This window comes from Pseudomonas sp. WS 5071, from assembly GCF_012985765.1.
GTDB lineage: Bacteria > Pseudomonadota > Gammaproteobacteria > Pseudomonadales > Pseudomonadaceae > Aquipseudomonas > Aquipseudomonas lundensis_A.
In genome coordinates this window covers 1-17,660 of record NZ_JAAQWY010000047.1, presented here as the reverse complement: position 1 = coordinate 17,660, position 17,660 = coordinate 1, and the positions used below count along the sequence as shown (strand labels likewise).

At 59.6% G+C, this 17,660-nt stretch carries 14 protein-coding genes and 1 pseudogene; 7 read left to right on the top strand and 8 right to left on the bottom strand.

Annotated features, from left to right (window positions below):
• Positions 1–944: 944 nt before the first annotated feature.
• The 4 genes from HBN61_RS21280 to HBN61_RS21265 form a co-directional block, all read right to left on the bottom strand.
• Positions 945–2,759, bottom strand: a complete 1,815-nt coding sequence (locus tag HBN61_RS21280) for an ABC transporter ATP-binding protein (protein WP_170047844.1) — start codon at positions 2,757–2,759, stop codon at positions 945–947.
• Positions 2,760–3,235: 476 nt separating this feature from the next.
• The gene (locus HBN61_RS21275) at positions 3,236–4,642 is read right to left on the bottom strand and encodes a sensor histidine kinase (protein ID WP_170047843.1); all 1,407 of its coding nucleotides are present in this window, start codon (positions 4,640–4,642) and stop codon (positions 3,236–3,238) included.
• Positions 4,620–5,303 carry a response regulator transcription factor gene (locus HBN61_RS21270; protein ID WP_094994581.1) on the bottom strand — a complete coding sequence of 228 codons (684 nt, stop codon included), beginning with the start codon at positions 5,301–5,303 and terminating at the stop codon, positions 4,620–4,622. The genes HBN61_RS21275 and HBN61_RS21270 overlap by 23 nt, the downstream gene beginning before the upstream one ends.
• A 135-nt stretch (positions 5,304–5,438) precedes the next feature.
• On the bottom strand, positions 5,439–6,974 hold the full coding sequence (locus HBN61_RS21265) for an MFS transporter (RefSeq protein ID WP_094994580.1): 1,536 nt from the start codon (positions 6,972–6,974) through the stop codon (positions 5,439–5,441).
• A 210-nt stretch (positions 6,975–7,184) separates the two neighbouring features.
• Between HBN61_RS21265 and HBN61_RS21260 the strand changes: the two genes are divergently transcribed.
• From HBN61_RS21260 to HBN61_RS21245, 4 genes are all read left to right on the top strand, one after another.
• On the top strand, positions 7,185–8,081 hold the full coding sequence (locus tag HBN61_RS21260; RefSeq protein WP_094994579.1) for a LysR family transcriptional regulator: 897 nt from the start codon (positions 7,185–7,187) through the stop codon (positions 8,079–8,081).
• A gap of 139 nt (positions 8,082–8,220) precedes the next feature.
• A complete protein-coding gene (locus HBN61_RS21255) occupies positions 8,221–10,317 on the top strand; it encodes a putative bifunctional diguanylate cyclase/phosphodiesterase (protein WP_170047842.1) in 2,097 nt (698 codons plus the stop codon).
• Between the two features lie 63 nt (positions 10,318–10,380).
• Positions 10,381–11,127: an SDR family oxidoreductase gene (locus HBN61_RS21250; protein WP_094994577.1), complete on the top strand. Its 747-nt coding sequence runs from the start codon at positions 10,381–10,383 to the stop codon at positions 11,125–11,127.
• A gap of 142 nt (positions 11,128–11,269) precedes the next feature.
• Entirely contained in the window at positions 11,270–11,599 is a 330-nt protein-coding gene (locus HBN61_RS21245) for a DUF4880 domain-containing protein (protein WP_094994576.1), read from the top strand.
• Here the strand turns inward: HBN61_RS21245 and HBN61_RS21240 are convergent.
• Together HBN61_RS21240 and HBN61_RS21235 are read right to left on the bottom strand one after the other, a co-directional pair.
• Entirely contained in the window at positions 11,552–12,820 is a 1,269-nt protein-coding gene (locus tag HBN61_RS21240; protein WP_170047841.1) for a D-mannose isomerase, read from the bottom strand. The genes HBN61_RS21245 and HBN61_RS21240 overlap by 48 nt on opposite strands.
• 114 nt (positions 12,821–12,934) lie before the next feature.
• Positions 12,935–13,798: a LysR family transcriptional regulator gene (locus tag HBN61_RS21235; protein ID WP_170047840.1), complete on the bottom strand. Its 864-nt coding sequence runs from the start codon at positions 13,796–13,798 to the stop codon at positions 12,935–12,937.
• Between the two features lie 206 nt (positions 13,799–14,004).
• On the opposite strand from HBN61_RS21235, the gene hcnA reads away from it, so the two are divergent.
• Genes hcnA through hcnC form a run of 3 tightly spaced genes read left to right on the top strand, consistent with a single transcriptional unit; the run spans position 14,005 to position 16,974 of the window.
• On the top strand, positions 14,005–14,322 hold the full coding sequence (gene hcnA / locus HBN61_RS21230) for a cyanide-forming glycine dehydrogenase subunit HcnA (protein ID WP_094994573.1): 318 nt from the start codon (positions 14,005–14,007) through the stop codon (positions 14,320–14,322).
• Positions 14,319–15,716 (top strand): cyanide-forming glycine dehydrogenase subunit HcnB, encoded by a 1,398-nt coding sequence (gene hcnB / locus HBN61_RS21225; protein ID WP_094994572.1) that lies wholly within the window; start codon positions 14,319–14,321, stop codon positions 15,714–15,716. The genes hcnA and hcnB overlap by 4 nt, the downstream gene beginning before the upstream one ends.
• Position 15,717: 1 nt before the next feature.
• Positions 15,718–16,974: a cyanide-forming glycine dehydrogenase subunit HcnC gene (gene hcnC / locus HBN61_RS21220; protein WP_170047839.1), complete on the top strand. Its 1,257-nt coding sequence runs from the start codon at positions 15,718–15,720 to the stop codon at positions 16,972–16,974.
• 64 nt (positions 16,975–17,038) lie between these two features.
• Here hcnC and HBN61_RS21215 read toward each other — a convergent pair whose 3' ends face one another.
• Together HBN61_RS21215 and HBN61_RS22435 are read right to left on the bottom strand one after the other, a co-directional pair.
• Positions 17,039–17,488 carry a DUF1289 domain-containing protein gene (locus tag HBN61_RS21215; RefSeq protein ID WP_094994570.1) on the bottom strand — a complete coding sequence of 150 codons (450 nt, stop codon included), beginning with the start codon at positions 17,486–17,488 and terminating at the stop codon, positions 17,039–17,041.
• Between the two features lie 45 nt (positions 17,489–17,533).
• Positions 17,534–17,660 (bottom strand): annotated as a pseudogene (locus HBN61_RS22435) (ribonucleotide-diphosphate reductase subunit beta); the annotation flags it as partial.

The window sequence follows — 17,660 nt, the reverse complement described above, 5'->3', positions numbered from 1 at the left end:
AACACGGAGAACCGGTCGAAAAAGCTCTCCGTACATGATTTTTCGGTCACTTTTCGTCCAATGACGCTGTAGGTGCCTGGAAAATTGCAACTTGCCGCGGCTGCACGACAAGTTGATCGGAGCATCCTTAACGGTTGAATCAATCATTAACCGATCAATGACTGTTCATTGATCGAAGGGCCTCAAGGGCTGATAAAAAACGGTTTCATATACACTCCTTGTTGTGTGCTACAGGGTTGAATGGTCCGATCTTGTCAGGCGTTTAAACCTATTTCTATTTGTTACAAGCAATGGCTGTGCCAACCAAGGTGAATGCACGGTGTCAGATATATTAATCAGTGAAAAGTGCGAACTGATTCAATAAAGAGCTTATCAATTAACGCCATTGCGGGGCCGAGCAGTACCGTTTTAATAAGCATGAATGTGCCAAACTCTAGTGAGTGTAATTGCCATTGTTGGACAATCTTACTTGCCCCTTAATGCGGTGTTGATGGGTGCACCAATATGACCAGTTACTGTATGAAAACAGTGCACTTACAAAGCTGTTATGGGTATAGCGTCAGTGTATAAGCGTCTAAGCGCGCGTCGTTTAGCCAGACTCACGGCCGAAGGGGTTTTCCGGAACGTGTGCGATTGCGGTGCCATTGATACCGCCTTCTATTAAAAAGAGGCCTGGAGGTGGCGTTGAATACGCTGCTTTATCGAGTGCCTTAATATCTACAGGGTGTGGGCTAAATAAGCCTGAAACATAAGTGAGCCGGTTAGGGCTGCCTATTAATCTTGCAGGCGCATTCAAGTCGCCCCGACGTTGTTGAAAGAACAGCCATTGAACATTGGCGCGTGCCAAAGGCGAGGCCGTTGCGGATGATGCAGACGTAAAAAGTCGGGTGTATTCATGCCGGTTTTTATTTTTTAAAGTTTATTCATGGCGGGGTTGAGGGTGATTAACTAACCCAGGCGTCATATTTTTCATCAGCGCTTTCATTTAATACACCGTCAGACTGGCGTTGCCAAAGCCGGTAGTACACCCCGCGGAGTTCAAGTAATTGGCTGTGATTGCCGTCTTCTACAATTTGGCCATTTTCCAGCACCACAATCCGGTCCAGGTGCGCGATGGTCGACAGTCGGTGCGCGACGACCAGCACGGTTTTGTCCGCCATGATGTCGTCAAGGCTGCCCTGAATCAGGCTTTCCGTTTCGGAGTCGAGGCTCGCAGTCGCTTCATCAAGCACCATGATGGGCGCGTTTTTCAACAGTGCACGGGCGATGGCAATACGCTGGCGCTGACCACCTGACAGTTTGACCCCGCGCTCGCCGATGAGCGCGTCATAACCGTCGGGCATTTGCATGATGAATTCATGGGCGTGTGCGCGCTTGGCCGCGAGGATGATCTGCGCATCGCTGGCGTTCACGTCGCCATAACCGATGTTCTCGCGCAGGGAACGATGAAACAGCCCCGGTTCCTGCGGGATAAGCGCGATGTGATTGTGCAGCGAGGGTTGAGTCATGCCTTGAATATCCAGGCCATCGACTTCAATCGTGCCACTTTGCGGGTCGTAGGCGCGCAGCAGCAGGTTTAACAAGGTCGATTTTCCAGAGCCCGAAAACCCGACGATGCCCACGCGTTGACCAGCGCGAATGTCGAGGTTGAAGTGTTTGAAGAGGGGTTTGTCCGGGGTATAGCCAAAGCTCACATCGCGAAAGTGGATCGAGCCTTTCTCGATCTGTGCAGGAGAGGCGTTCTCGCGGTCGGGCATTTCGTGGGGTTGCAACAGGGTGTCGAGGCTGTTTTCGATGTTGCCAATGAATTCGAAAAAATGCATGAACTGCATGCTCAAAAAGCTGCACTGCGCCACGATCATCAACCCCAGCGTGGCGACCATCACCAGTTGCCCGACATCGATCATGCCCGCCTGCCACAGGTACAAAGCGAGTGCCACCAGCCCCACGCGCAGTACCACCGACAGGCTGTCCTGTAACAGGCGGATCTTTTCCTGGTAGAAGAACGAACGCTGGGCGGCCTGTTTTTCTGCGGTCTGGTAGCGGGTCAGGTAATCGAGTTCAAACCCTTGGCGGGCGAATAGCCGAATGCTGTTCAAATTGCCCACCGCATCGACAATCTTGCCGGTGGTAATGCTGCGTGCCTGCGCGTGGGCTCCCGCCAGGACCTGGGCCTTGCGTGACAGGACAAATGCGAGCCACCCATAAGTGCCCACCCACAGCAACAAACCCAGCCCCAGCCAGGGCGAGGCCAGGGTCAGCAACACCAGGCTGGTGATCAACACCACCAGAATCGGCAACATTTCCACCACCAGTGACCAGGTGATTTCCAGCAAACCTATACTGCCCTCGCTGATGCGGTGGGCGAGGCTGCCTGCGAAGTGCTCGCTGAAATAGCGCGGTGAATGCTGCTGCAGATAGGCAAACAGTTCGCGGATGATGCGGATCTTCTGCTGCGGGCGAACCATGATCATGCACAAGGTTGCGCCACGGGCGAACAGCATTTGAGCCATGGCAAGGCCAAAAAGCAGCCCCAACGCAGGCAGGCTGGCGTGCCACAGGTCAACGCTGTCCCACGTGCCATCGCTGACGGCGCCGGTGATGCGGCCAATGGCATAGGGCATCAGGGTCGCGGTCATGGCGGCGCCGATTTGCAACAAGGCGATGCCCCAATACCAGCCGGGATAAAGGCGAATGTAATGCCAGACAAAGGCCCATGGCCGTTTTGGCGGAACGGTTATAGCGTCAACATCAGACATGACAAGCTGCCTTTTCTTGAGCAAAAGGAGTGGCATTGGCGGCGCACAGAAGCGCTGCCACGTACGGGCTGAGATTCAGCTACGTGCTGTGTGCGTCTTTACAGCCCCCGGGTACATCGAGGGCGTTAAGGGCTACGTGTCGATGCCCGCGCTACAAGGGCAGGATCGCGCACTGAAGGGGCGCGGGGAGGCGGGACAGAGGGTCAAGCGTGAAACGGTGCACACATCCGACATGGTTCATATTCCTTTATAACAACCGCGTATTGACGTGACTTTTGGCCCGTCATTGCACTGAATGTGGACGGCTTTACCGTCCGTGTTTGCAAATGGTGCGGGTTGCGCACGCCGGGGCTGAATTTCCGGCTGAAAAATTGCGAACACGGATAGACAAGAAAAATCTGTGCCAAAGTGTGTCGACAGAAGTGTAAAGATGGGATGCGATGAGGGGAGGGCGCCCCCTCGTCTTTGAGCAGCGACTACACGACCCAAGGTCGTGGTTGAGCGCTGATCAGGCGTTGCCGGCAATGCAGGCTGAGTCTGGCGCCGCCACCGGGGCGGTTGTCCACCTCGAGGCTGAAACCATGCAGGTTGACGATGGCCGCGACGATAGACAGGCCAAGGCCAAAGCCGCCGTGCTGGTCGTCGCTGCGGTAAAAACGCTGGAACACCGCTTCACGCTCAGCTTCCGCAATGCCGGGGCCCGTGTCGAGCACGTCGATGCGCACGCTGCCTTGATCGTTGACGGCGCGCAGTGTCACCTCACCACCGGACGGGGTGAACTTGATCGAGTTGCTTAACAAATTGGCCAGCGCTTCAAACAGCAGCGCGCGATCCCCGTTCAGGCCCGGTAATGGCGGCGGTGCCTCCAGCAACAAGGTGACCTGGCCTTCTTCAGCCAGCGGCAGGTAGAAGTCATACAGCTCCTGCAGCAGCGGCTGCGGGTCGAGTTGTACAAAGCCCGAGCGGCGTTGATGGTCTTCCAGTTCGGAAATACGCAGTAACCCGCGAAAGCGCGCCATCAAGGTGTCGGTTTCAGCGATCACTTGATCCATTTGCACGGCCTCGGGCGATCCTTCCGGGGCTTGCTGCTGGATGCGATACAGTTGCGCACGCAAACGGGTCAACGGGGTGCGCAAATCGTGGGCGATGTTGTCGCACACGCCTTTGACTTCGTGCATCAGCCGTTCGATGCGGTCGAGCATGGCGTTGACGATGGCCGCCAACATGTCCAGTTCGTCACGCCGGTTGGACAGCGGCAAGCGATAGGTCAAATCCCCTGCGACGATCGCTTCGGCACTGGCCTGAATCGCCCGGATGCGTTGCAAGGGGCGACGTCGCAGTAAATGCCACCCTGCAATGCCGGGGATGATGGTCAGCGACAGTCCCCAAAACAGCGCATGCAAAATGATCCGTGTGACCGCGAACAGTGAGCCGTTGTCGCGCACCAGCACCAGCCAGCGGCCATCGTGGGTTTGTGTGGCCACGGCGTCGCAGCTGTCTTGCGGCAGGTTGGGGTCGTCGGCGTCGACGCAAGTGCTCAGTTCATGGATCTGGCCGTCCAGGGGCAGGTCGGCGGGTATTACCTGGATCGGCCCGCTGAGGTGGCGCTGTTGCGCATCGAACAGTCCATACGCATCCACTGTTCGCAAATCAAACGTCAGGCTGGTGGCCAGCGCCTCGTCCAACTGTTCGCCCTGAAAGCGTGAAAAGAGGTGTTGGCGCTGCATCAATGAATGCTTGGCCAGATTGCCGAGGTAATCCGACACCTCGTAATACAGCACGCCCATCAAGATGCAGCTCCAGGCCACGAACAGAAAGCTGTACAGCGCCAGCAAACGGCTGCTGGAAGAACGCCAGCCCTTAGAGGGGTTCGGCAATGACATAACCCGAGCCTCGGACGGTGCGAATCAGGGGCACCTGGCCCGGCGGGTCAATCTTTTTGCGCAAACGCCCGATGTGCACGTCGATCAGGTTGGTGCCCGGGTCGAAGTGATAGCCCCAGACCTCTTCGAAAATCATCATGCGCGAGAGAATTTGCCCGGTATTGCGCATCAGGAACTCAAGCAATTTGTACTCGGTGGGCAGCAGGCTCAGCTGTTGTTCGGCGCGACTGGCTTCGCGGGTGATGAGGTTGAGTTCGAGGTCAGCCACCCGCAGCGACGTTTCATATTTGTCGGCGGGGCTTTTGCGCCGTAGCAGGACTTCGACCCGGGCCGCCATTTCGTCGCTGGCGAACGGCTTGGTCAGGTAGTCGTCGCCCCCGGCACGCAACCCGCGCACGCGCTCGTCCACATCGGAGAGGGCGCTGATCATCAAAATCGGGGTGCTGACGCCGATGGTGCGCAGGGTCGTGACAATCGCCAGTCCGTCCAGCTCGGGGAGCATGCGGTCCAGGGTAATCAAGTCATAGTCGCCACTGACGGCGCGCACCAGACCTTCCCGGCCGTTGTCCACCCAATCGACATCGAGGCCGTGGCTGCTCAATTCAGCCACGATTTCTTTCGCCGTCACGGCATCGTCTTCAATGGTCAAAATGCGGGTCATACCGTCACCTGATTAGCCTTCACAGCGGTGAGCACATTTTGCCCGCAAATAGCTGAAACGTTTCTTAATATTTCTTCATGTTCAGCCGGGCGTCAGGTGCAACGGCTTTTCGCATGCTCAAACCCTGCACGGGCTTTAAAGGGGCCGGGTGACGAGCGTCAGTTGCGGGATCGGCTTGCGCATTAACGTACCCACCACCAATGCGCCCAGTAGCCCCAGCCACCCGGCGACCCACAACACCACACTGAACCCGCTTACAAAGGCCTCAGTGGCCAGCGTCTGAATCAGGGGTTGGGCCGACAGGGGCAATGCGCTCACTGCGCCGCGCAGATCACCCGCCACCACCCGTGACGCGATGGCATGGGTTTGATCAATCCATTGCGGGGCAACGGATACGAGACTGGCATGCAGGCGCTGTTCAGCATGACTGCCGAGCAAGGCGCCGAGCACGCCAATGGCCAGCACGATGGCACTGAAACGCATGGTGGTGCTCATGCCCGAGGCCATGCCTACACGGTCGCGTGGCACGCAGGCCATGATGTTTTTTTGCGTGTCGCCATTCAGCAAACCGGCGCCTGCGCCCGTCACGGCGGTGGTCAGGGCAAAACTCAGGTAGCCGCCGTGCTCCACCGCCCAGGCGCTGAGCAGGTTGCCGCAGCCCACCAGTGTCAGCCCGGTTGCCATCAGGGTGGCCGGGCTGTAGCGCATGGCTAGGCGGGCGCCAATGCGCGGGCCAATCAACATGGTCACAGCGAAGGGCAACATGCCCAGCCCTGAATAGATGGCGCTGAACCCCAGGCCGTTCTGCAAGTAAAACGGCAGCAGGGTCATCATCACCTGTGCACAACCCGCGTAGGCGAACATGCCGAGCAGGGCGCCGATAAAGCGTGGATGGCGGAACAGTTGCAGGTCGATCATCGGGCGCTTTTGCATCGACTCGACCCACACAAACAGCCCGAGCAGCAGCAACCCGCCAACGATCCGTGCATAGGTCAACGGGCTGTTCCAGCCAATGCGATTGGCCTCGATCAAGCCCCAGATCAGGCACAACAGGCTGGCGCTGAACACCAGGCTGCCCCACGGGTCGAGCCGCGCGGATTGCGGGTCACGGGATTCAGCGATGGCATGGTTGACCAGCGCCATGAGGAGCAGGCCCACGGGCAGGTTGAGGTAGAAAATCCAGCGCCAGCCCAGGTATTCGGTAATCAGGCCGCCGAGCGTGGGGGCGGCCGTCATGGCCACCCCCATGCACGCGCCCCAAAACGCCCAGGCCTTGGCACGTTCCACCTCGTCATGAAACGCGTGGCCGATCGAGGCCAGCGCGGAGGTCAGCAGCAGCGCGGCACCGACACCTTTGATGGCGCGGGCGATGTCCAGCAGCAAGGTGGTGGGTGCGGCCCCGCAGCCGATGGAGGCGAGGATAAAAATGCTCAGGCCCCAGAGCAGGGTCTTTTTCCGGCCAAAGCGATCGGCAATGCTTCCTGCCGGTAATAACAGTGCGGCGAACGCCAGCATGTAGGCGCTGACGACCCATTCGATGTCGACAAAATTGGCCCCCAGGTCTTGGGCGATGCTCGGCAAGGTGACGGCCACAATGTTGGTGTCGAGCACGATCAGGGCGCAGACGCCGGAGGCGCTCAGCAGGGTCAGGCGCGGGCTGACAGGTTTCATTGCCGGAACGCCCTGCACACCCTCAGGATTGCCTGTGAGGCAATGCGGCGGACGAGCGGCTGCGTGAAGTGACTGAGCGGCACGGTAGGTCGTAATTTGACGGACATGGAAGCGGCTCTCTAGTGTGACGGTCGGCACAGGTTAACGCGGTGCCAGCACGGGTCGGTTAGGCATCGACCGGGACTTCATTACCTATGAGCTAATGCACCCATGGACATACGTCATTTCCGCTACTTTCTGGCGGTTGCGCAGCAACGCAATTTCACCCGCGCGGCCGAGGTGCTAGGCATTGCGCCGCCTACCCTGAGTCGGCAAGTGCAGGATCTGGAAGCCGAGTTGGGGGTGCGTCTGTTTGTGCGCGAGCAACGTCAGGTAAGCCTGACCCAGGCCGGCGAGGCGTTATTGCCTGAGGCCCAGGCCACGGTGAGTCAGTTCGAACGGGCCCGGCGCCACGCACAGCGGGCAGGTCGCGGCGAGACCGGGCATATCGAGTTGGGGTATGTGGCGTCCGCAGTCTATTCCGGGGTTTTACAGCGCCAAGTGCAGGGCTTTTGCCGCGAATCAGGCGAAGTCAGCCTGTCGGTACGTGAGGCCGCCATGGCGAGTTTGCCAACGATGGTGGCTGAAGGCCGCTTCGATATTGGCTATGTGCGCTCGCCCATGGCGTTGCCCGACGGGGTGGAGGCGGTTCGTCTGAATGCAGAAGGCTTTGTCTTGGCGCTGGCGGCGCACGCATGGCTGGCACGTTTAAAGGTCATCAGCCCCGAACACCTGCAAAACGAAACGTTTGTGTTGCCCGAGCAAATCAGCGGGACGTTGCAGGTAGCCAGTCAAGGCGGTTTCGCGCCCAGGCTTGGCCCGCAACCCGGCGGGCTGGTGGCGGTGATCGCGCTGGTGTCGCTGGGGCAGGGAGTCGCGGTGGTGCCTGCCTCGGTAGTCGGGCAGATCAGCTTGCCAGGGGTGGTTTATCGGCAGATCGAGGGCTGTGACGTCACCTCGTGGCTGTCGTTGATCCACCGGCGCTTTGAAAAGTCGGCTGTGGTGGCGCGTTATATCGAGCATGCCAGGCGTGATTTTCGGCTTCATCCACCGGCTTGCGGCGATTGATCCGGAACGGGCAACGGCCAGCTCGTCAGATGCTGGCAATTAGCCTATGTCTGTGCGTGCGTTTGCCCATGGAATCAGTACAATCGCGCACTTTTCACTGTGCATGGATGCCGTTCGGCTTGCGCTCTGCAGAAGGTCCATGGTTTTGGCAAGTTACTCCCCCGCGTTGGTTCTAATTTCTTTGTGTGTGGCCATTCTTGCTTCCTACACTGCCCTTGACCTGAGCGGTCGCATCGCCACGGCGAACGGCCGTGCAGCTTACCTATGGATAGGTGGCGGTGCATTGGCGATGGGGTTTGGCGTGTGGTCGATGCACTTCATCGGCATGCTCGCGCTGTCCTTGCCGATTGAACTGGGCTACGACCTCGGGCTGACCGTGTGGTCGTTGCTGGTGGCGATTCTTTCATCGGGTTTTGCCTTGTGGCTGGTCAGTCAGCCGCGGCTGCCAGCGCTGCAACTGCTCTATGGTGCCCTGATCATGGGCGCGGGCATCAGCGCCATGCACTACAGCGGCATGGCGGCGTTGCGCATGCAGCCGGGGATCGACTACGACCCTGCGTTGTTCGGTTTATCGCTGGTGATCGCGGTGGCGGCGTCAGCGGCAGCGTTGATGATTGCGTTCCGTTTGCGTCAACAAACACCCTATGTGCGCCTGGCTCGGGCTGGGGCAGCAGTCGTCATGGGCCTGGCAATTGTCGGCATGCATTTTACCGGCATGGCGGCGGCCAGTTTTCCTGAAGGCAGTTTTTGCGGCGCAGCCCTGAATGGCCTGAGCGCCAAGGGGCTCGACAATCTGGTACTGGTGGCGAGCCTTGCAGTCATGACCATCGCACTGCTGACCTCGATTTTTGATGCCCGACTCGATGCCCGCACCGCGGCACTGGCGCAATCGCTGACCCTGGCCAATGAAGAACTGACCCAGCTTGCCTTGCATGACAACCTGACCGGGTTGCCCAATCGCATCCTGCTGGCCGACCGCATCAGGCAGGCCCAGCGCAAAGTGGCGGAACAGGGCGGTTGTTTTTCATTGATGTTCATTGACCTGGATGGTTTCAAACCGGTCAACGATGCCTTTGGTCATCACTTGGGCGATCGTTTGCTGCGCGAAGTGGCCCAGCGGTTGCGTCAACAGTTGCGGGGGCAGGACACGCTGGCACGCATCGGCGGCGATGAGTTTGTGATGCTGGTGCGCCTGGCCGAAGCCAACGATGCACCGCAGGTGGCTGCGCGGCAAGTCAGTCTGCTGTCGCGTTCATTTCAGGTGGACGAGCATCAACTGCAAATCTCCGCCAGCATTGGCATTGCGCTGTACCCCGGCAATGGCGTCAGCGCTGAAGAACTGTTGATGAACGCTGACGCAGCGATGTACCACGCCAAAGGCGCGGGCAAGAACGGTTACAGTTTTTTTGATGTGTCGATGAACACCAATGCGCGCAAGCAATTGCAATTGCTGCAGGACTTGCGTCAAGCGCTGGCGCAACAGCAGTTCAGTTTGCACTATCAGCCCAAGATTGATGCCAGCAACGGCCAGCCGGTGGGAGCCGAGGCGTTGTTGCGCTGGGAGCATCCGCAGCAAGGGCTGTTGATGCCTGATGCGTTTATCGGCGTAGCGGAAAAAACCGGTTTAATCATCCCCATCGGTGAGTGGGTACTCAATGAGGCCTGTCGCCAAATGCGAGTGTGGTTCGATCAGGGTTACAGCCATTGGCGGGTTGCGGTGAACCTGTCGGCGTTGCAGTTTTGTCACAAGGGGCTGGTCGACAGCGTGGCGTGTGCGTTGGCCCGCCATCAATTGCCAGCGAACAGCCTGACCCTGGAAATTACCGAGACCACGGCCATGAGCGACGCGGATGCCAGCATGAACGTGTTGCAACAGCTGTCCCTGATGGGCGTCGACTTGTCCATCGACGATTTCGGCACCGGGTATTCAAGCTTGATGTACCTCAAACGCTTGCCCGCCAACGAACTCAAGATTGACCGCGGTTTTGTCCGTGATCTGGAGCACGACAGTGATGACGCGGCCATTGTGTCGGCCATTGTCGCGCTGGGTCAGGCATTGGGCCTGCGGATTGTGGCTGAGGGGGTCGAGACCGACACCCAGCAAAGTTTCCTCACCACGCTGGGCTGCGATGCTTTGCAGGGCTATCTGTTGGGGCACCCAAAGCCTGCGCAACAGTTCATGGCCGATATCCACCGCGTTCAGCAAACAGCAGGGGTCCCTGACGCCGCGCACTGACAAAGGCGTGCGGCCCGGTTATTCTGGCCGCAGGTTTACACCGTGAATGGGGAACGCGTATTTATGGACAAAGTCATCGTGATCACCGGTGGCAGCCGTGGCATTGGTGCAGCAACGGCATTGTTGGCTGCCCGGCAGGGCTACAAGATTTGTATCAATTATCTGGCGGACGACGCGGCGGCGCATGAGGTGCTGGAGCAGGTGCGCGCACTGGGCGCGCAGGCAATCAGTGTGCGGGCCGATGTCAGCAACGAAGATGAAGTCATCAGCCTGTTCCTGCGGGTTGACCAGGAGCTGGGGCCGGTGACGGCGCTGGTCAACAATGCGGGTACGGTCGGACACAAGTCGCGGCTGGAAGAGATGTCCGAGTTCCGCGTGCTGCATACCCTTAAAACCAACGTGTTAGGCCCGATCCTGTGCGCCAAGCATGCAGTGCTGCGCATGTCGCCCCGGTATGGCGGCCAAGGCGGCAATATCGTCAATGTGTCTTCGGTGGCGGCGCGGCTGGGGTCACCGGGCGAATACGTCGACTACGCGGCTTCCAAAGGTGCGCTGGACGCTTTCACCATCGGCCTGTCCAAAGAGCTTGCGGGCGAGGGTATCCGGGTCAACGCTGTGCGGCCGGGGTACATCTTTACTGACTTCCACGCCTTGAGCGGCGATCCGGGCCGTGTCAGCAAGCTGGAGCCCATGATCCCCATGGGCCGGGGCGGGCGCCCGGAGGAGGTCGCGGAGGCGATTGTCTGGCTACTGTCCGACAAAGCGTCTTACGCCACGGGCACCTTTGTGGACATGGCTGGCGGCCGTTGATTGTGCAGGCGGCAAAAACAGACGTGTCTGTCATGCCCCTGCAGCCTGCGCCACCTTGCAATTCATACTGATATCCCGATAATGCGACTTATTACTATTTAAGTCCGGTTATCTTATGAGTTGTTCGAGTGGCGCAGTCCCTATGAGCAAAAGCAGCGTTGACCCCATAACCCGTGCAGCTGTTGAGTGGATGTTGCTGCTTGAGTCCGGTCATGCCTGCCCGTCAGAGCGTCAGGTGTTCAAGGCCTGGCTGGCTGAAGACCCCGCGCATCTGGCGGCATGGCAGCGCGTCGCCAATGCGCTGAGTTTCAACCCGCGAGCGCGCGCGACCGACCCCGACTTGCTCAAGCAGGTGCAACGCATGTTGAACGGGCGTTCCTTCTTCACCCGGCACAAAGCCCTGCAACACGCCCTGTTGGCCGTCTTAGTCGGTTTGGGCGTGCTGGCGTCCGGGCTGTTGTGCCAGGGCTGAGGCCAGACTGACCGCTAACGGAAGGCGGGGCAGCAGGGTGGCCTGATACGCGTGGTACAAGTCCGGTTTGCCCGACCAGATGCGCGCTGAAGGCTGGTTGTTCGGGTCCAGTTCGTGATGCCAGCTGCCGTGCTGACGATCGATCAGGTACTGGTCGATAAACGCCCAGAAGCACTGACCCCACTGTTCATATTCCACTTCCCCCGTGCGCTGCCATAACGCCGCAGCCGCGGCCGAGGCTTCGGCCACTGTCCAGTGCAGACGTTCGCGCACCACCGGTCGGTTATCCCAATCCAGTGTGTACACCACGCCGGGCTGCCCATCGGCATTCCAGCCATGTTGGCACGCGCTGTGAAACAGTTGCCGGGCATCGCTCAGTAGCCAGTCTGGCGTTGGCATGCCGCGTCGAGTGCGCGCCGCTTCCAGATGCAACAACAGACGCGCCCACTCAAAGGCGTGGCCAGGGGTTTTGCCGAAAGGGCGGAAGGGGTCGGCCGGGTTGTCGCGGTTGTAGTCGGGCAGCGGTTGCCATTGCGCATCAAAGTGTTCGACCGGCAAGTACCCGGCCTGAGCTGCCTGGACATGGATGACCCGCTCGGCGATACGCAAAGCGCGGTCCAGCCACAGGTTTTCGTCCAGTACATCGGCCAGCGCCAGAAAGGTTTCGACGCCGTGCATGTTGCTGTTGGCGCCGCGATACGCCTCGCACTCGCTCCAGTCGTCCGCGAAGGACTCCAGTAACGCCCCTTCGGCTTCGTTCCAGAATGTGCCTTCCAAGAGCGCCACTGCATCCCCCAGTAACTGGGCAGAGCCCCGTCGGCCGGCCACCGCTGCCGAGCTGAAGGCCAGTGCTACAAAGGCATGCAGATAGGCTTGTTTGCGGTTATTACCGGTCTGCGCGTGCGGGACGGCAAACCAGCCCCCATGACGGGCATCGCGCAACGGACCTGCCAGCGCCGCCAGCCCGTGATCAATCAACTGAGCACAGCCGGGCAGGCCTTGCAGGTGGGCGAGGGCGAAGCTGTGAACCATGCGTGCCGTGGTCATGGTATCGGCACGGGCGCTGTCGGGGCGCTGGCCAAATGGGTCGAGGCGGGCAAATCCATCAGCCACGCGGGCGGCGCGGGCGAAGTCCACCAGCCGCCGTCCTTCGTCTTCCAGCCAGCGGTGGTGGGCACTGCACGCCATCCAGCCAGCGTCGGTGCGGGTAAGGTCGGACATGGGTCACCTGTGTTGTCATTGTTATTCAGCGTTGCAGCAGCCTAAGGGATAGCGCGGCCGCTGCAAAGCTGAAAGGTTTCAGGTGCCTGAGGTTTCATCAAGGCGCAGGGCAGATCAAACTTCCGGCCCCCAGCGCTGCGACCAGTCACTGTCCAGCTTGACGATGTCGCGCAGCAATTCCAGTGCCTGTTGCAAGGCCGAGCAATCGCGCTCGCGTGAATACACCAGGTAGGTCGGGTAACTGAATTCAGGTGCTTTGGGTACCCGTTCCAGTGCGCCGCTGTTGAGGTAGCTTTGCACCACGCGCGTGCGGAAGTAGCCGCTGCCGCCGTTCTCAAGGATGTAATGCAGCGCGACTGGCCCGAGGTTGAAACTGATGGCGGCCCGCGCCTTTTCCGGCAAGGCGGCATCATGCTGAAGGCGAAAATCGTCGCCCCAATCCACGTACACATAGGGATCGGGCATCGCGGGGCGGCGTATCTGGATCAGCTTTTCTTCCAGCAGTTGCTCCACCTGCACCCCTGGCCAGTACGCGGGCCGGTACACCAGTGCGGCGTCCAGCAAGCCCATTTCAACCTGCCGCAACAATTGCTCGCCATCCCGGATCTGCACGCGCACGGCATGGGACGTGAGGTGCTGACGCAGGGCTTTGGTCCAGCTGAGGATCAGCGGGTTACACAAGCTGACCTCGCCTGCGATGTGCAGCACCCGGTCGAGCCCTTCAGGGCGCGGCAGGTCACGCCGCGCTGCTTCCCAGGTTTGCAACAACTGGTTGGCATACACCACAAACGCTTCGCCTTCAGGGGTTAATTTCGCCCCGGCGCGGTTGCGGATGAACAGCGTCACCCCCAGCAGGCTTTCGAGTTTTTGCACCCGCGCCGTGACGGCAGTCTGGGTTACGTGCAAGTTCTCGGCAGCGCCGGCAAGGCTGCCGTAGCGAACAATCTCAAGGAAAGTGCGAGCCAGATCGAGGTCCATGGGGGGGCGCCAACATGCAAAGGGCATTCAGTGTAAGTGCATTGCGTCGAGAATTCGAAAAAGGGGGCTGATCTATTGGCTTATATCAATGCTTATTTTCACCAATCGACTAACGTTCTGGCCTTGGTTCCCAGTGACCAAGACCTCTGGCTGCCTAAAAGCCGGAGGCCCGCGCTAAGCAGTTCAAAAAAGGACTACATAAGAAAATGGATGATTTGAACCGGCAGTACGACATTCAACCTTTAATGCAGGCGGATATGACCATCCTGCTCAATGGTCAGGCGGTGAGCGCTGCTGAAGGCGAAACCGTACTCAGTGTCTTGAACGCGGTAGGTGTACGCCAGGTGTCGGCCAACGACCACGGGCAGGCCAGCGGCGCATATTGCGGCATGGGCGTGTGCTATTGCTGTCTGGTCAACATCGACGGGCGGCATAAGCGCCGGGCCTGTCAGACCGTGGTGCGCCCCGGCATGAAAGTCGAAACCGGGCAAAACCGGGTCGCTGAACAGGAGCCTGCACGATGAGCCTTAATCCTGTGATTGTCGGCGGCGGCCCGGCCGGTATGTCGGCGGCCATTGAACTGGCGCAGCACGGTGTACAGAGCACGGTGCTGGAAGAAGCCTCACGCTTGGGTGGTGTCGTCTATCGCGGGCCGCTGCGCGAAGGCGTGGAGCTCGATTATTTGGGCGAACGTTACAAAGACGCACTGCATAAGCTGCACGGCGAATTCGCCGCGATTGCCCAGCATGTCGATGTGCGCCTCAACCACCGGGTGATCGGCGGTCAGGGTGAACAGCGCCTGCAATTGCTGAATGCCGAGGAACAGGTGCAGGAAATTGCCTTCGCGCAGCTGCTGCTGTCCGCAGGCTGCCATGAGCGCAGCGTGCCCTTTCCGGGCTGGACCACCCCCGGCGTGATTATGCTCGGCGGTCTGCAATTGCAAATCAAAAGCGGTGTGGTCAAGCCCAAAGGCCCGGTGCTGATTGCCGGTACGGGGCCGCTGTTAATGTTGGTTGCCTGTCAATTGCATGCGGCGGGCGTGGAAGTGGCCGGGGTGTATGAAGCCTGTGAGTTCGGCCGTATCGCCAAAGAAAGCCTCGCGCTGCTCAATCAGCCGCAACTGTTCCTTGATGGCCTGAGCATGCTGGTTTACCTCAAGCGCCATGGCATTACCTTGCGTTATGGCTGGGGGGTGGTTGAGGCCATTGGCGATGGTGAGGTGCAAGCGGTCAAGGTGGCGCCCTATGACAGCCACTGGCAAGCAGACGTGAGCAAGGCCCAGACGGTGATGGCACGCACCTTGGCCGTAGGCTATGGCTTTATCCCGCGTACCCAGCTCACCCAGCAAATGGGGCTGGAACACGCTTACAACGTGGACGGTTATCTGGCGGCCACGGCCAACAGCTGGCAGCAGAGCAGCCAGCCCGCCATTCACCTGGCGGGGGATGTCACCGGGTTGCGCGGCGGCGAAGCCGCGATGCTGACCGGGCGCATCGCGGCCCTGTCGATTTTGTTGCAACGCGGGGTGCTCAGTGAAAAGCAGGCCCTCGAACAGCGTCGTGCTTACCTCTCCCAACTCAATACCATCGTGCGCTTTCGCGGCGGGATTGACCGCTACACGCAACGTGGCACGCGTCAGATTGACTTGCCACAGGCCGACACCGTGGTCTGCCGTTGCGAACACGTGACCCGCGCCGACATCGACCTGGCCCTCAGCCAAGGTGTACAGGACATGGCCGGTTTGAAGATGCGCACACGGGTCAGCATGGGCGACTGCCAAGGGCGCATGTGCGTTGGCTATTGCAGCGACCGTCTGCGCGACGCTACCGGGCGCAAGGACGTAGGCTGGTTGCGCCCGCGCTTCCCGCTGGAACCCGTGCCATTTTCGGCCTTCACCAATGCTTGCAAGGATGCCTGACATGATCAAAACGTATGACGTAGTCATTGCCGGTGGCGGCGTGATCGGCGCTTCAATCGCCTATCACCTGTCACGGCGCAAGGACCTGAAAATCGCCATGATCGACTGCAAGCGCCCCGGCAATGCCAGCCGTGCCTCGGCGGGCGGATTGTGGGCCATCGGCGAGTCGGTGGGGCTGGGCTGCGGGGTGATTTTCTTTCGCATGATGTCGGCTGAACGCAAGCGCGAAGCCCAGGGTTCGGCAGTGGTGGTGGATTCCAGCACGCCGCATATCCTGCCCGACTGCTTCTTCGACTTTGCCTTGCAGTCCAACGCGCTGTACCCCGGCCTGCATGAGGAACTCAAAGAAAAACACGGCATGGACTTCAAGTTCGAGCGCACCGGTCTCAAATACGTGATTTACGACGACGAAGACCGCCTCTACGCCGAGCACATCGTCGCCAATATTCCGCATCTGGCCCATGAGGTGCGCTGGCTTGACCAGGCCGCGCTGCGCGAGTCCGAGCCGAGCGTCAGCCACGATGCGCAGGGAGCGCTGGAGTTTTTGTGCGACCACCAGGTCAGCCCGTTCCGCCTTACCGACGCCTACACCGAGGGTGCCCGCCAAAATGGCGTGGACCTGTTCTTCAACACCAACGTCACGGGCGTGTTGCGTCAAGGTTCGAAAGTGCTGGGCGTGCGCACGGACAACGAAGGGGTGTTCCACAGCACAACCCTGATCAACGCGGCAGGTGCGTGGGCGGCCGAGCTGAGCGTCATGGCCACCGGCATGAGCATCCCGGTTGCGCCGGTCAAGGGCCAGATCGTGCTCACCGAGCGCATGCCCAAGTTACTCAACGGGTGCTTGACCACCAGCGATTGCTACCTGGCGCAGAAAGACAACGGCGAAATCCTGATCGGCAGCACCACCGAAGACAAAGGCTTCGACGTGACCACCACCTTCCCGGAAATCAGCGGTTTGGTGCAGGGCGCCATGCGTTGCATCCCGGAACTCAAAGACGTCAACCTCAAGCGCACGTGGGCGGGGTTGCGTCCGGGGTCGCCGGATGAACTGCCGATTCTGGGGCCGATGGCGGGGGTGGAGGGGTATTTGAATGCCTGCGGTCACTTCCGCACGGGCATTCTGACGTCGGCCATTACCGGCGTCATGCTGGCTGCATTGGTACGCAATGAACCCTTGCCACTGGACGTGACGCCATTTCTGGCTGACCGTTTTGACCTGCAGCCGGTGGGGCTAGCTAAAGTCATCGGCGCCTGACGCACCCCTCACCTGTGGGGGCCAGTCAACTGGCGCCCACAGTGTCGAGTGTCAACGGCACGTGTTAAAGCTCGTGCGCCTGGATGCGCTGGTAGTGCATCTCGGACAGCACAAAGAACTCTTTGTCGATTAAGGCCCGCACGTCCACCAGCGGCATACCCCGGATTTGCGGGGCGAGCCGTATGCCGTAATGCTCGATGTTCTTGATCGTGTCCGCCCCTCGCCAAATCACCTGATACGCCAAGTAGTAAATGGAGTGTTCGGGTCGCAGTTGAATCTTGCGCCGGGCCAGTTGGTCCTTGAGCAAGGCTTCATCGAACACATCCACCAACCCTTGCGTAACACGGTCGAGCAAGTGCTCAAGCCGCCACAATACGGCTTGTTTGTCAGTTTCCGAATACCCGTTCCAACCCACAATTTCATGGTGAAAGCGTTTGCATCCCCGGCACACGAGGTCCCCAAAAACCGTCGAGCACAGCCCCACGCAAGGGGTTTTTATTTTCTGGCTACACATAAGTATCAGTTTGAAAAAAATGAAGGCCGCATTGGGCCGATTGGCTCAGTCCCAGCTCAGTGCGCCGCCCGTTTGGTACTCGATCACGCGAGTCTCGAAGAAGTTTTTCTCTTTCTTCAAGTCCATGATTTCGCTCATCCACGGGAACGGGTTAGTGGTGCCCGGGTATTCT